General features: G+C 74.6%; 14 protein-coding genes. 6 read left to right on the plus strand and 8 right to left on the minus strand.

Features of this window, described 5'->3' with window-relative positions:
• The first annotated feature begins 15 nt into the window (after positions 1–15).
• Positions 16–732 carry a GNAT family N-acetyltransferase gene (locus RMN56_RS08310; RefSeq protein ID WP_313723240.1) on the plus strand — a complete coding sequence of 239 codons (717 nt, stop codon included), beginning with the start codon at positions 16–18 and terminating at the stop codon, positions 730–732.
• A gap of 3 nt (positions 733–735) precedes the next feature.
• Here RMN56_RS08310 and RMN56_RS08315 read toward each other — a convergent pair whose 3' ends face one another.
• Both RMN56_RS08315 and RMN56_RS08320 read right to left on the minus strand, forming a co-directional pair.
• Positions 736–2,889 (minus strand): APC family permease, encoded by a 2,154-nt coding sequence (locus tag RMN56_RS08315; RefSeq protein ID WP_313723242.1) that lies wholly within the window; start codon positions 2,887–2,889, stop codon positions 736–738.
• A 71-nt stretch (positions 2,890–2,960) separates the two neighbouring features.
• Positions 2,961–3,917 carry a DMT family transporter gene (locus RMN56_RS08320; protein ID WP_313723243.1) on the minus strand — a complete coding sequence of 319 codons (957 nt, stop codon included), beginning with the start codon at positions 3,915–3,917 and terminating at the stop codon, positions 2,961–2,963.
• 102 nt (positions 3,918–4,019) lie between these two features.
• Here RMN56_RS08320 and RMN56_RS08325 point away from each other — a divergent pair, with 102 nt between their 5' ends.
• Positions 4,020–4,715 carry an HAD family hydrolase gene (locus RMN56_RS08325; protein ID WP_313723244.1) on the plus strand — a complete coding sequence of 232 codons (696 nt, stop codon included), beginning with the start codon at positions 4,020–4,022 and terminating at the stop codon, positions 4,713–4,715.
• A 10-nt stretch (positions 4,716–4,725) separates the two neighbouring features.
• On the opposite strand, the gene RMN56_RS08330 is transcribed toward RMN56_RS08325, so the two are convergent.
• Entirely contained in the window at positions 4,726–5,238 is a 513-nt protein-coding gene (locus tag RMN56_RS08330) for a hypothetical protein (protein WP_313723245.1), read from the minus strand.
• Positions 5,239–5,266: 28 nt separating this feature from the next.
• Complete coding sequence (locus tag RMN56_RS08335; RefSeq protein ID WP_313723246.1) at positions 5,267–6,136, minus strand: PhzF family protein; 870 nt, start codon at positions 6,134–6,136, stop codon at positions 5,267–5,269.
• A gap of 33 nt (positions 6,137–6,169) precedes the next feature.
• Here RMN56_RS08335 and RMN56_RS08340 point away from each other — a divergent pair, with 33 nt between their 5' ends.
• From RMN56_RS08340 to RMN56_RS08350, 3 genes are all read left to right on the plus strand, one after another.
• The gene (locus tag RMN56_RS08340) at positions 6,170–7,456 is read left to right on the plus strand and encodes a magnesium transporter MgtE N-terminal domain-containing protein (RefSeq protein ID WP_313723248.1); all 1,287 of its coding nucleotides are present in this window, start codon (positions 6,170–6,172) and stop codon (positions 7,454–7,456) included.
• The gene (locus RMN56_RS08345) at positions 7,449–8,054 is read left to right on the plus strand and encodes a DUF1003 domain-containing protein (RefSeq protein ID WP_313723249.1); all 606 of its coding nucleotides are present in this window, start codon (positions 7,449–7,451) and stop codon (positions 8,052–8,054) included. The genes RMN56_RS08340 and RMN56_RS08345 overlap by 8 nt, the downstream gene beginning before the upstream one ends.
• A gap of 170 nt (positions 8,055–8,224) precedes the next feature.
• Positions 8,225–9,373 (plus strand): P-loop NTPase, encoded by a 1,149-nt coding sequence (locus RMN56_RS08350; protein ID WP_313723250.1) that lies wholly within the window; start codon positions 8,225–8,227, stop codon positions 9,371–9,373.
• Between the two features lie 77 nt (positions 9,374–9,450).
• Here the strand turns inward: RMN56_RS08350 and RMN56_RS08355 are convergent, their stop codons facing one another.
• Both RMN56_RS08355 and RMN56_RS08360 read right to left on the minus strand, forming a co-directional pair.
• Positions 9,451–9,885 (minus strand): twin-arginine translocase TatA/TatE family subunit, encoded by a 435-nt coding sequence (locus RMN56_RS08355; protein ID WP_313723251.1) that lies wholly within the window; start codon positions 9,883–9,885, stop codon positions 9,451–9,453.
• 72 nt (positions 9,886–9,957) lie between these two features.
• Positions 9,958–11,265 (minus strand): S1C family serine protease, encoded by a 1,308-nt coding sequence (locus RMN56_RS08360; protein ID WP_313724681.1) that lies wholly within the window; start codon positions 11,263–11,265, stop codon positions 9,958–9,960.
• A gap of 247 nt (positions 11,266–11,512) precedes the next feature.
• Here RMN56_RS08360 and RMN56_RS08365 point away from each other — a divergent pair, with 247 nt between their 5' ends.
• Entirely contained in the window at positions 11,513–12,124 is a 612-nt protein-coding gene (locus RMN56_RS08365) for an O-methyltransferase (RefSeq protein ID WP_313723252.1), read from the plus strand.
• 13 nt (positions 12,125–12,137) lie between these two features.
• On the opposite strand, the gene RMN56_RS08370 is transcribed toward RMN56_RS08365, so the two are convergent.
• Both RMN56_RS08370 and RMN56_RS08375 read right to left on the minus strand, forming a co-directional pair.
• Positions 12,138–13,598: a leucyl aminopeptidase family protein gene (locus RMN56_RS08370; protein ID WP_313723253.1), complete on the minus strand. Its 1,461-nt coding sequence runs from the start codon at positions 13,596–13,598 to the stop codon at positions 12,138–12,140.
• 144 nt (positions 13,599–13,742) lie between these two features.
• On the minus strand, positions 13,743–13,910 hold the full coding sequence (locus RMN56_RS08375; protein WP_013283866.1) for a DUF3117 domain-containing protein: 168 nt from the start codon (positions 13,908–13,910) through the stop codon (positions 13,743–13,745).
• Between the last annotated feature and the right edge of the window lie 168 nt (positions 13,911–14,078).

The following is a 14,078-nucleotide window of genomic DNA, read 5'->3' on the forward strand; positions in this document are numbered from 1 at the left end:
GCCATACTCCGCGGCATGACCGAGCACGAGGGAGCGACCCTGCACGTCGGGGGCGCGGACGCCGAGCTGGCCGCCCGGATCGACCGGGAGCTGACCGCCTTCAACAACGCCGCCACCGGCGCCACCGACGAGGCCGACCTGACGGTGCGCGTGGCCGACCCCGACGGCGAGCTGGTGGCCGGGCTGACCGGCTGGACCTGGGGTGGCCGGGCCGGGATCAACACCGTCTGGGTGCGGGCGGACCGCCGCCGCGACGGCTGGGGCGGCCGGCTGCTGCGCGCCGCCGAGGAGGAGGCCCGGCGGCGCGGCTGCACCGAGATCTCGGTGGCCTCGTTCTCCTTCCAGGCGCCGGGCTTCTACCGCCGGCACGGCTACACCGACACCGGCATCCGGGACGGCATCCCGGGCGGTCACGTCGACCACCAGTTCTGGAAGCCGCTCGTCGACGATCCGGCGGGGGTGCTCCGGGTGGTCGCCCTGGTCGACCTGAGCGCCGACCCCGACGCCGGCCGGGAGTACGAGGACGCCGTGCTCGCTCTGCTCACGCGGCACGGCGGGCGGCTGGAGCGGCGGCTGCGTACCGGGGACGGGACGACCGAGGTGCACGTGATCCGGTTCGCCGCGCGGGCCGGCTACGACGCGTTCCTGGTGGACCCGGAGCGGGTGGCGCTGCGGGCCGCGCTGGGCGACGCCGCCCCCACCACCCAGGTCCTCGACGTCCACGACGTCTGAGGCTCATTCGGCCGGGTGGACCGGGACGCTGGTGACCACCACGCCGGGCAGCGCGCGCAGGGCGGCGCGGAGCCGCTGCTCGGTGCGGCTGTGCAGCGGGCGGTGCCAGCGGCGGCGGAGCACCACCTCCGGCACGATCACGGTCAGCGTCAACTCGGGCCGGGTGGTGTGCAGCGCCTCCAGATAGTGCGCGAGCGGCCCGATCACCGCCCGGTACGGCGACACGATCGTCTCCAGCCGCAGGTGGTCGCCCCAGGCCCGCCACTGCTCCCGGAACCGGTCCGCCTCGCTCTCCTCGGGGGCGATGTGCACGGCCAGCGTCGGCTGGCCCAGCGACGCCGCGTACGCCAGGGCGCGCAGCGACGCCCGGTTCAGCCGGGCCACCGGCACGACGACCAGGTGGCGTACCTCCTGGGGCAGTTCCTCGCCCTCGGCGGACCCGGCGGGTCCGGGCGGCGCGGTCGCGGGCGGGTGCAGCGCCAGCGCCCGGTTCAGCGTGGCGTAGTGGCGGTGGATCCGCAGGAACAGCAGGACCAGCAGCGGCACCGCGACCACGACCACCCAGGCGCCCTCGGTGAACTTGGACACGGCGGCGGTCAGCAGCACCAGCCCGGAGAGGGTGGCGCCGACCGCGTTGACCGCGAGGCGCCGGCGCCAGCCCCGCCCCCGGTGGCGCCGCCAGTGCACCACCATGCCGGCCTGGGACAGGGTGAAGGCGAGGAAGACGCCGACGGCGTAGAGCGGGATGAGCGACTGGGTGTGCCCGCCGAACGCGACGAAGACCACCCCCGCCCCGACCGCCAGGGCGGCCATCCCGTTGCTGAACGCCAACCGGTCGCCCATGTGCAGGAACCGGCGCGGCGCGTGGCCGGCCCGGGCCATGAAGAACAGCAGCCGGGGAAAGCCGTTGAACGCGGTGTTCGCGGCCAGGAGCAGGATCAGCGTGGTCGCCACCTGGAGCAGCGGGTACCAGGGTCCGGTCGGGAAGGTGACCCGGCCCAGCTGGGAGAGCATCGTCTCGCCGGGCACCGGGGCCAGGCCCTCCAGCCGGATCAGCCCGGTCAGCCCGGCGAAGAGCAGCACCAGCAGGAACACCATCCAGCCGAGCGTCGCCCGGGCGTTGCGCCACTCCGGCGGCCGGAACGCCGGCACGGCGTTCGACACCGCCTCGATGCCGGTCATCGACACCGCCCCGGAGGAGAACGCGCGGAGCACCAGGAGCAGGCCCAGCCCCTCGGCGGCCGGCAGTTCCGGCGGCGGCACCGGCGCGAAGCCCCGGCCCGCCGCCCGCGCGTAGCCGACCACCAGCAACGCCAGCACGGCCACCACGAAGGCGTACGTGGGCAGCACGAAGATGTTCCCGGCGGTGCGTACGCCGCGCAGGTTGGCCGCCAGCAGCACGGCGATCACCAGCACCCCGAGCGGCACCGTGGCCGCGGCGAACCCGGGCAGCGCCGAGGTCACCGCGTTCACGCCGGCCGCCACCGACACCGACACGGTGAGCACGTAGTCGACCATCAGCCCGGCCGCCGCCGCGAGTCCCGCGAGGCTGCCGAGGTTGTCGCCCGCCACCACGTACGAGCCGGCGCCGTGCGGGTACGCCTGGATCGTCTGCCGGTACGACGCGCCGACCGCGACCATCAGCACCACCAGCACGGCGGCCAGGGGCAGCGAGACCCCCAGCGCCCCGGTGCCGGCCAGCACCAGCACGGTGAGCATCGCCTCCGGCCCGTACGCCACCGAGCTGAGCAGGTCGGAGGAGAGGACGGGCAGGGCGATCACCTTGCGCATCCGCTCGTAGAGCACGGCGGCGCTGGACAGCGGCGGCCCGAACAGGGCCCGGCGCAGCCGGGTCGACGCCCGGCCGAGCCGCGAGCCCGGCAGGTTGGCCCGCTCGGTGGCGACCAGCTCGTCCGGCTTCTCCACGGTGAACATCTCGAACGGCGCCAGCCGGCCGAACCGGGTCGGGACCGGCCGGCGGTCGCTGCGGACCAGGGTCGGGTCGGCGGGCAGGTCACCGTCGCGCGGCGCGCGCCACCGCTCCCCGATCCGGCCGAGCGCCACCCGCTCGGGCGGGCTGAGCGGCGGGAACTCGGCGGAGGGCGTGACGAGGCTCCCGTGCTCGACGTCGTCGTGCCGTTCGCGTCCCGCCTCCACGTTCCGCACTCTGCTGGACGAGCCGGCCACGCGAGGCGGAATGGCCACGATCGGCGGCCGGGACGACCGCCTCAGTCGGCCAGCGGGGCGGGGTCGGCGGGCACCGCGACCGGCACGGCGCGGCGGCCGGCCCGGGCCCCGCCGAGGATGACCACGGCCACGCCGGCCAGCAGCAGGGCCAGCCCCGGCAGGGCGAGCGGGCGGGGCAGCTGGCCCAGCCAGACCCCGGCGATCAGCGCCGCGCCCGGCGCCTCCAGCAGGATCAGCACGCTGATCGTGGTGGCGGAGACCCGGTGCAGGGCGTAGTTGAACATCGAGTGGCCGAGGAGTTGGGCGCCAGCCACCAGGCCGAGGATCGCCAGCCAGGTGCCGCCGTCGTAGCCGTGCAGGCGCACCCCGCCGACCAGGCAGACCACGAGCAGGATCGCCGCGCAGACCCCGTAGCAGATGGTGGTGTAGGTGGTGGTGCTGATGCTGGCCCGGGCCCGCTCGCCGAAGGCGGTGTAGACGGCGGCGAACATGCCGCCCGCGACGGCCAGCAGGTCGCCGGCGAAGGCCCGGCCGGAGACACCGAAGTCGGCCCCGGTGGCCAGCACCGCGCCGAGCACGGCGACTGCGATGCCGGCCCAGACCGCCGCGGGCAGCCGCCGCCCCTGCCAGCGGGCGATCAGTCCCTGCCAGACCGGCTGGGTGGCGCCCAGCGCGGTGGCCGCGGCCACGGAGGTGAGCTGCGCGCTCGGCATCCAGGTGGCGAAGTGTGCGGCCAGCGCCACCCCGGAGAGTACGCAGTAGAGCCCCTCCCGCCGGCCCGCGCCGGCGGTCAGCGCCCGGAACTCGGCCCGCCGCCGGGTCACCGAGACCGGGCCGAGCACGGCCAGCGACAGCACGTTGCGCCAGAAGGCGATGGCGAGGGCCGGCGCGGCGGCGAACGCGACCAGCGGCGCGGAGGACGAGACGGCGGTGACGGCCAGCGCGAGCGCGCCGACGGTCAGCGCGTCGAGCGGCGGGCGGTGCGGAGCGTGGGACACGGAGAGCAATACTCACACGCCGCCCGGCACCACGGACGGTCAGCACTCCGTTACGATCATGCCCGTCCCGGCGATCCCCCTCGACGTCCGGAGCCGTTCCCCATGCCCAGATACCAGGCGGTGCTGTTCGACTTCTTCGGCACGCTGACCTGCTGCGTCCAGCGCGGGTCCGCCCACCGAACCATCGCCGAGCTGCTCGGCTGCTCGGCCGACACCCTCGTCGAGGTCCTCGACCGCAGCTACTACCAGCGCGCCAGCGGCCGGTTCGGCAACGCCGAGGCGACCCTGCGCTGGGTCTGCGGGCAGGCCGGCGTGGATCCCTCCGACGAGGCGGTACGCGCCGCCGTCGCCTCCCGGCACCGGGCCGTGCGCGCCGACACCCGGCTCCGCGCCGAGGCGGTGCCGGTGCTGGCCGAGCTGCGCGGGCGGGGCGTCCGCACCGGCCTGATCAGCGACTGCACGCACGAGCTGCCGGCGTTCCTGCCCCAGCTGGCGGTCGCCCCGCTGCTCGACGTGCGGGTCTTCTCGGTGCAGGTCGGGCGCTGCAAACCCGACGCGGCGCTCTACCTGGACGCCTGCCACCGGCTCGACCTCGCACCGACCGACTGTCTCTACGTGGGCGACGGCGGCAGCCAGGAACTCACCGGCGCCGAGCGGGCCGGCCTGACCGCCGTCCGGCTGGCCGCTCCGGACCTGAGCGGCCACATGGTGTTCAACGCCGACCACGGCTGGGACGGCCGGGTGCTGACCTCGCTCACCGAGGTGCTCGACCTGCTCGACCCGATCACCGTCGGCTGACGGAGGCGGCTCAGCGCCGGCGGACCTTGTGCAGCCGGAATGGCTTGCGGGTGGCCCGCACCGCCGTGGTCTCCCGGGGCTGCTCGGCGAGCGAGTCGGCCGGCAGGTCCGCCCCGGCCACGGCGGTGCCCGCCGGGCTCAGCCGGTTCACCGCACAGCCCTCGGCCGCCCAGCGGGCCACCAGGTCGGCGGAGGGGCCCGGCGCGTTCAGCCGCTTGGCGGCGACCAGGGGCGCGGCGGTCTCCCACTCCTCGCTGCCCGGCCGCAGCCGGGTCACCCGGGCCGGCCAGGTCACGATCCGGCCGCCGTGGTCACCGCGCAGGGTCACCTCGGCCGCGTCCGCGTCGGCCAGCCCGGGGGCGGACTGCTCGCCCGGGCCGCTCACGACCAGCAGCGCGCCGTCGAGCGGAAGGCACCAGAGGCCGTACGCCGGGCCGCCGCCGACGCTGACCCAGCAGACCGCTGCCTTCTTCACGGCCTCGTCCACCAGCGGTATGACGGTCCGCTCGACCTCGTCGCTCACTCCGGCATCCTCCCGCATCCGGCCCGGCTCAGCCCACGAAGGGCGGGACGGCGATCTCGCCGCGGGCGACCGGCATGACGTGGCCGGCGACCGTCGCGCCCACCGCCACCCCGCCGGCCGCGGTCACCGTGCAGGCCAGCGCGGACGGCCGGTTGATCTCGATGCCCTGGCGGACCGCGTACTCGGAGCGACCCTCGCCGGGCAGCAGCCCGCTGGCCACCAGCCAGACGCCCAGACCCAGGGCGGCCGAGCCGGTCGCCGGGTCCTCCGGCACGCCGAGACCCGGCACGAAGACGCGGGCGTGCGCGGTTTGCGAGTCGGCGTCCCAGGAGAAGACGCTGACGTGCTCCACGCCAATGCGCTCCGCCGCCGCCGCGTTCACCCTGGCGCGGGCCACCGCGTCCGGGCGTACCGGAAGGTAGGGGAATTCGAGCCCGCAGCCGGCGACCCGGGGCGCCGGGCCGGCGTGGTCGGCGGCGGTGAGGCCGGCCATCTCCAGCAGCGGCTCCGGGTCGAGTTCGGGCCCGAGGGTCGGTGCGCCCCCGGTGAGGGTGGCGCCGGTGGGGGTGACCTCGATGGGCAGCACCCCGGCGCCGCACTCCTGGGTGATCCTGCCCACATCGAACATGCCGCGGCGGCTCGCGGTCACCGCGGCGCCCACGCTGGGGTGACCGGCGAACGGCAGCTCCTCGGCCGGGGTGAAGATCCGCGCCCGGTATGTCGCACCGACCTGCGTGGGCGGCAGCACGAACACCGTCTCCGACAGGTTGAACTCCAGCGCGAGCGCCTGCATCTGCTCGGTGGCGAGCCCTTCCGCGCCGAACACCACGGCCAGCGGGTTGCCGGCGAACGGGCGATCGGTGAAGACGTCCACGATCTCGTAGGCCAAGGTCGACATGTTGATAAACACTAGGCCCTTAGGCTGGTGCCCGTGAGCACGCCGAACCGGGTCTACATCGCTCGACTCGCCGGAGTCGCCGTCTTCGACCCGAACGGCGACCAGGTGGGTCGGATCCGGGACGCCGTCGCCCGGATGCGGCCGACCCAGCGCCCGCCCGAGGTGGTGGGGCTGGTCGCCGAGATGCCGATGCGGCGGCGCATCTTCCTCTCCATCAACCGGATCACCTCCATCGACGCGGACGCCGTGGTGCTCGGCAGCGGCACCCTCAACCTGCGCCGGTTCGAGAAGCGCCCGAACGAGCTGCTCGTGCTCCAGGAGCTGCTGGACCGGCGGGTCCAGCTGGACACCGGGCAGGCCGGCTCGGTGGTCGACGTGGCCATGGAGTGCAGCCGCGGCGGCGAGTGGGCGCTCACCCGGGTCGCCGTCCGCGAGCAGACCAGCCGACTCGCCCGCCGCGGCCACCTGCACCAGGTGGAGTGGGACCGGGTGCGCGGTCTCGGCACCCTCGGCGAGAACCGGGGCACGGCCAACCTGCTCGCCGTGCTGGAGGACATGCGCCCGGCCGACCTGGCCAACGCCCTCCAGGACCTGCCCGACGCCCGGCGCAACGAGGTCGCCGCCGCGCTGGACGACGAGCGCCTCGCCGACGTGCTCGGGGAACTGCCCGAGCACGACCAGGTGGAGATCCTGGCCGCGCTGGACCGGGAACGCGCCGCGGACGTGCTGGAGGAGATGGACCCGGACGACGCTGCCGACCTGCTCAACGAGCTGCCCCCGCCGGAGCAGGACGTGCTGCTCGACCTCATGGAGCCGGACGAGGCCACGCCGGTCCGCCAGCTCCTGCGCTACGCCTCCGGCACGGCCGGCAGCGTGATGACCTCCGAGCCGGTGATCCTGCCGCCGGACGCCACGGTGGCCGAGGCGCTGGCCCGGATCCGCGAGCCGCAGCTCTCCCCCGCCGTGGCCGCGCAGGTCTTCGTGACCCGCGCCCCGCTCACCACGCCCACCGGGCGCTACCTGGGCATGGTCCACTTCCAGGCGCTGCTCCGGGAGCCACCGGCCGACCTGCTCGGCGGGGTCGTCGTCAACGACATCGACCCGCTGCGGCCGACCACCCCGCTGCCCGAGATCACCCGCCGGATGGCCACGTACGACCTGGTCGCCATGCCGGTCGTGGACCGGACCATGCGGCTGGTCGGCGCGGTGACCGTCGACGACGTGCTGGACCACTCGCTGCCGCGGGACTGGCGGGACCGGGACGCCATGTCGGCCGCGCCCGCCACCGACGAGCCGCCCCAGGACGGCGGCAATGGCTGACCAGCGACGAGAGCGGCTGGACCAGCCCCGGTCGCCCCGGGGCCTGCAGCTGCCCCGGATCGACGCGGAGACCTTCGGCCGCTGGTCGGAGGGGATCGCGCGGGGCATGGGCACCGCGAACTTCATCGTCTACATGACGCTGGTGATCGCCGCCTGGTTCGCGTGGAACACCCTGGCCCCGGAGAACCTGCGCTTCGACCCGTACACCTTCACCTTCCTGACCCTGGTGCTCTCCCTCCAGGCCTCGTACGCGGCCCCGCTGATCCTGCTCGCGCAGAACCGGCAGGCCGACCGGGACCGGATCGCGCTGGAGGAGGACCGGCGGCGGGCCACCATGCAGAAGGCCGACACGGAATACCTGGCCCGGGAGATCGCCGCGCTGCGCATCGCCCTGGGCGAGGTGGCGACCCGGGACTTCCTCCGCTCGGAGCTGACCCGGCTGGCCGAGGAACTGGACGAGGCGGCCGAGCGGCGGCGGAAGCTGGAGCGCCGGCAGCACGAGCGGGAGGCCCGGCGGCAGGCGGGCGGGGAGCCGCTCGACGAGCCCCGCGACGACCTCGACGGCGACTTCGCCCGCGACGGGCGTTTCGAGGGCTGAGCCCGGAACGTATTGAACGCCGCGCGCCTCAAGGGGCCAGGCGAGCGGCGTTCGGTGCGATCGTCCCACTTCGCGGCACGGCCCGTCCACCCCTCGGGCGGCCATCGATTCGCTCACACCGCCCCCCGCCAACGGCGGACGCCGATGACCACCGACGTAGCATTGCGGACATGTCAGCACCCGTCAGCACCGTCTCCGACGCGATCCAGGCCGCCCTGGCCACCGTCAACGACCCGGAGATCCGTCGGCCGATCACCGAGCTGGGCATGGTCCGTTCCGCCGAGATCGGCGACGACGGCGTGGTCCGGGTCGAGCTGCTGCTCACCGTGGCCGGCTGCCCGCTGAAGGACAAGCTGCGTACCGACATCACGGCCGCCGTCGGGGCGGTGCCCGGCGTGGCCGGCGTCCAGATCGAGTTCGGCGTGATGAGCCCGGAGCAGCGCCAGGAGCTCCAGTCGAAGCTGCGCGGCGGCACGGCCACCGCCGAGCCGGTCATCCCGTTCGCCCAGCCCGGCTCCCGCACCCGCGTCTACGCGGTCGCCAGCGGCAAGGGCGGCGTCGGCAAGTCCAGCGTCACGGTCAACCTGGCCGCCGCGCTGGCCGCCCGCGGCCTCTCGGTCGGCGTGGTGGACGCCGACATCTACGGGCACTCGGTGCCCCGGATGCTCGGTGCCGACGGCGCGCCCACCCGGGTCGAGGACATGATCATGCCGCCGCAGGCGCACGGCGTGAAGGTCATCTCGATCGGCATGTTCACCCCGGGCAACGCGGCCGTCGTCTGGCGCGGCCCGATGCTGCACCGGGCGCTGCAGCAGTTCCTCGCCGACGTCTACTGGGGTGACCTGGACGTCCTCCTGCTCGACCTGCCCCCGGGCACCGGCGACATCGCGATCTCGGTGGCCCAGCTCCTGCCGAACGCCGAGATCCTGGTCGTTACCACCCCGCAGGCGGCCGCCGCCGAGGTGGCCGAGCGGGCCGGCGCCATCGCGCTGCAGACCCACCAGCGGGTGGTCGGCGTGATCGAGAACATGTCCTGGCTGGAGCTGCCGGACGGCTCCCGGATGGAGGTCTTCGGGGCCGGTGGCGGCGCGGCCGTCGCCGAGTCGCTGACCCGGACCATCGGCGCGCAGGTGCCGGTGCTGGGGCAGATCCCGATGGACACCCGGGTGCGCGAGGGCGGCGACGCCGGCAACCCGATCGTGCTGGCCCAGCCGGACGCCCCGGCCGCCCGGGCGCTCGTCGAGGTCGCCGACCGCCTCGCGGTGCGGCGCGAGTCGCTGCTCGGCAAGCCCCTGGGTCTCAAGCCCGCCGGTCGCTGACCCCGGACAGCTGTCCACCGACCCTCCCCGGTTGCGGCCGGCGGAGGGTCGGTCCCGTTACGGGGTGGTGCGCGGGGTCAGGTGGCGTCGTCGTAGGAGGGGCGCTGCGCGGGCGCCGGGGCGCCGCCGGTGGCGGTGGCCGGGCGGGAGCCGTTGCCGTTGCCGTTGGTGCGCAGGTCGGCCGCCTTGGCGACGTCCTTCAGGTTGTCGTGCACGCCGGTGACGTCCGAGCGGAGGTTGTCGTACATGCTCTGCAGCGGCTTGCGGAGGGCCTGCTCGTCCTCCTCGCTGAGCAGGTGCTTCCGGATGAACGCCTTCGGGTGCAGGTCCTCCAGCTGGATGTCCGTGCCCAGCTCGCGGCTCAGGTCACCGGTGGCGTTCCGCGCCATGTTGCGCAGGTTGCGGACCATCCGGAGGCCGTCGTTGATCACCGTGGGCAGCCGGTCCCCGAAGATCAACAGTGCCAGGAGCAGCAGGGCGCCGATCTCCCACCAGTTCAGGTTCTCGAACACTCGGCCTCCTCGTGGCGTGTCAAGGCAAGACTACGCACGTCAGGTGGCCGGCCGGGAGGGGGTGAGGGGACCTCACTTGGCGTCTGCGGCGAGTGTCACCGACGCGTTCTGCCGGTTGGACCCGCGCCGGTACTCCACCGTCACCACCGAACCGGGTGCGTACTTGCGGACCAGCGCCACCAGGTCGGTCGGATCGTTCATCGGGTGCCGGTCGAGCCGGAGCACCACGTCACCGGTACGCAGCCCGGCGGCCGCCGCCGGCCCGGCCGGCTCGACGTTGTTGAGGCGTACGCCGCCGCCGCTCACGCCGGTGCCGCCGACCTGGGCGCCGATCACCGTACGGCGGGCCTTCCCGGTGCCGATGATGTCCTCGGTGACCCGCTTCGCCTGGTTGATCGGGATGGCGAAGGCGAGCCCGATGTTGCCGGCCTCCTGCCCGTCGGCGACCAGGGACTTGATCGTCGAGTTCACCCCGACCACCCGGCCGGCCCCGTCGACCAGCGGGCCGCCGGAGTTGCCGTGGTTGACCGCCGCGTCGGTCTGGATCGCCGCGTAGTAGCGGGTCGGCCCGCCCGGCTCGCCGGCCATCATGGTGCGGTCCAGGGCGCTCACGATGCCGGCGGTGACCGTGTTGGCCAGGGACAGCGGCGAGCCGATGGCGAGCACCGGGTCGCCGACGGCGAGCGCGTCCGAGTCGCCGAACTCCACCGGCTTCAGCCCGGTCCGCGTCACCTTGATCACGGCGATGTCCGATTCCGGGTCCTGCCCGACCACGGTGCCCGGTGCGGTGCTGCCGTCGTTGAAGACCACCGTGGCCTTGCCGGGCCCGCCCGCGACCACGTGGTCGTTGGTGACGATGTGGCCGTCGGCGCTCACCACGAAGCCCGAGCCCTCGCTGGTGCCGCCGAGGCTGGCCACTCGGACGGTGACCACGCTGGGCAGCACCTTCTCGGCGACCCCGGCCAGTGACTCGGGCTTGCGCTGGGCGAGCGCCGGGGCCTGCCCGGTCTGCGCCCCCAGCGTCGGCACGGCCCCGCCGGTGCGCAGGAACGCGTAGGTCAGGGCGCTGCCGAGCGAGCCGGCGAGCAGGGCGGTGATCAGCGAGACCAGCACGACCTGGCGCAGGCCCGGCCGCCTCGGCGCGTCCGGGTCGGTCACCGGTTCCGGCTCGCCGCTCCCGGCGACCGGGGCGGCCGGGACCACCACGGCAGCGGGCGCGTACGGGTCGCGCCAGGGGTCGGCGAGCGCGTCGGACCACCAGGGCGAGGTGCCGCCCCCGGCGCCCTGCGGCGGCTGCCCCGGTGCCGGCCCTCCCGCCGGTGCCGGGCCCCCGCCGGGCTGGCGCCAGTCCCAGCCGTCGGTCACGTCGGTGCCTCCCAGTCCGTCCCCCGCGTCCCGCGCCGGGCGGTCGGTGGAGCCGGCCGTGCCGCGCGGGACTCCGTCCAGGATTGCACGGATGCCCCGAGTGGAGTCAGGGGTTGCCGCGCGTGATCGTCTCAGGGCCGACTCGCGGCTGCGAGTGTCGAGGCGCGCCTCTAGGCTCTCAGTGCCAACCGACCCCTCGCACCAGTCCGCCCGGAGGTGTCCCATCGCCACGGTCGCCGGCTCCGGCAACTCGACCGCCCAGGTGCTCCAGTTCGCCGAGTCGTACGTCACCGAGGATCTCGTGCTGCGGACCGCCCGCGCTCTCGCCCACGAGGTGGGTGTGGACGCGGTGACGCCGGGCGCCGGGGCCGCGCTGCGCCTGCTCGCCGCCGCCGGGAACGCCCGGGCGGTGGTGGAGATCGGCACCGGCACCGGGGTGAGCGGTGTCTGGCTGCTCCGCGGCATGCGCCCCGACGGGGTGCTCACCACCATCGACGTGGAGGTCGAGCACCAGCGCATCGCCCGGCGGCTGTTCCAGGAGGCGGGTTTCGCGTCGGGACGTACCCGGATCATCACCGGCCGCGCCCTCGACGTGCTGCCGCGGCTCGCGGACGGCGCCTACGACTTGGTCTTCGTCGACGCCGAGGCGACCGGCTTCGCCGCCTGCGTCGACGCCGCCCTGCGGCTGCTGCGCCCCGGCGGGGTGCTCGCGCTCAACGGCGCCCTCGCCGGCGGCCGGATCGGTGACCCGGCCGCCCGCGACGTGGAGACCGTGACCGTGCGGGAGACCATCAAGGCGATCCGCGAGTCGGAGCACTGGGTGCCGGCACTGCTGCCCGTCGGGGACGGCCTGCTCGCCGCCGTGAAGGGCTGACCGGCCCGCCCGGTCAGCCCAGCGTGGCCAGCCAGCGCAGCAGCCCGCGGACGCCCCAGCCGGTGGCGCCCTTGACCAGCTCGCCGTGCACGTCGTCCGACCAGGAGGGTGCGGACATGTCCACGTGCACCCAGCGGTCGCGCAGGTCGCCGGTGAACTCGCGGAGGAAGAGCGCGGCCACCACGGAGCCGGCGCCCCGGGCCGGGGAGCTGTGCAGGTCGGCGATGTCGCTGCCCAGGTACTCGACGTAGTCGTCGGCCAGCGGCATCCGCCAGGCCCGCTCGCCCGCCGCCGTGATGGCGGCCAGCAGGTCGGCGGCGAGGTCGTCGTTCTCGCTGTAGAGGGCGGCGTGCCGCTTGCCCAGCGCCACCGCGTTCGCGCCGGTCAGGGTGGCCAAGTCGACCATCAGGTCGGGCTTCAGCTCCCGGACGGCGTACGCCATGGCGTCGGCGAGCACCAGCCGGCCCTCGGCGTCGGAGTTGGTGCTCTCGCTGGTCATGCCGCCGTAGTGGCGGATGACGTCGCCGGGCCGGAACGCCGAGCCGCTGACACTGTTCTCGGCGAGCGGGGCCAGCGTGGTGACCCGCACCGGCAGGTCCAGCGCGGCGGCGCCCAGGGTGGCGGCGACCACCGCGGCGGCGCCGGCCATGTCCTTGCGCATCAGCTTCATGGCCGGCACCGGCTTGATCGAGATGCCGCCGGTGTCGAAGGTGATCCCCTTGCCCACCAGCACCACGTGGGTACGCGCGCCGGCCGGCCGCCAGTCCAGCTCGACCAGGCGGGGGCCGCTGGCCGAGCCGCCGCCGACGGCCAGGATGCCGCCGAAGCCCTCGGCGTCCAGTTCCTCCGGCCCGCGCACCCGCAGGTGCAGGTCGGCACGGCCGGACACGGCGGAGGCCACCTGGGCGGCGAACCACTCCGGGTTCTTGGTGGACGAGGGGGTGTTGGTCAGGTCCCGGGCCAGCCGGGTCATCTCGGCGGTGGTCCGGGCGGCGGCCAGGGTCGGCGCGAGCGCCTCCGGGTCGCCGACCACGACGTCCACCTCGGCCAGCGCGGGCGTGCCGCCGGCCTCGGTCAGCCGGTAGCGGTAGGAGCCGAGCAGCAACCCCTCGGCCAGGCCGCGCAGGGCGTCCGTGGCCTCGTCCGGCACCGTGATCGTGATGTGCGTCTCATCCTTGGCGGCCCGGGCCAGCGCCGCGCCGGCTACCCGCCAGCCGTGCTCGTCCCCGTCGCCGACGCCGAGCAGCCAGAGCCGGGCCGGGGTGCCGCCGGGACGCAGGTGCTCCCGCACCTCACCGGCGGCGCCGGTGAGCCGGGCGGCGGGCAGCAGCGCCGCCGCCTCGGCCCGGACGTCGTCGCCGGGCGGAACGGCGGTGGAAACCAGCGCGGCCGGGCCGTCCGGCCCTTCGGGACGAACGGGCAGGACAAGGTTGTCGGGCCGCGCGGGCCCGCTCACCAGACGAATGGCCAGCACGCTGGACCGTACCTCCGAAACTGCTCGAAGCGGGACACTTTGCCGCTCACTGGACGAGGAAGGCCCTGAGCCACCGGCATGGCCGGTGGCTCAGGGTAGGGCGAACCGTTCGCACGACGGACGTCGCGCGAACCGTTCCCCGCATCAGCCGGCAGCCGCCTTCAGCGCGTCACCCAGCGCGGTGGCCTCGTCGGGAGTCATCTCGACGACGAGCCGGCCACCACCCTCCAGCGGGACCCGCATGACGATGCCCCGGCCCTCCTTGGTGACCTCCAGCGGACCGTCGCCCGTCCGCGGCTTCATCGCCGCCATGTTGTCTCCCCTCAGACCTACACCAGGGTCGGTGGGTTGCCCCACAGCCACTTCGTCATGACCACCCGCAACCGTCGCGGGGGCGTCGACCAACGATTTTCCCTGATGAACACCGCCGGACCCAAACCGAAGCAGCATTGATGTAACAGCATCTAGCTTATCTTGGAT

The organism is Micromonospora halotolerans, from assembly GCF_032108445.1.
In the GTDB taxonomy this organism is placed as follows: domain Bacteria; phylum Actinomycetota; class Actinomycetes; order Mycobacteriales; family Micromonosporaceae; genus Micromonospora; species Micromonospora halotolerans.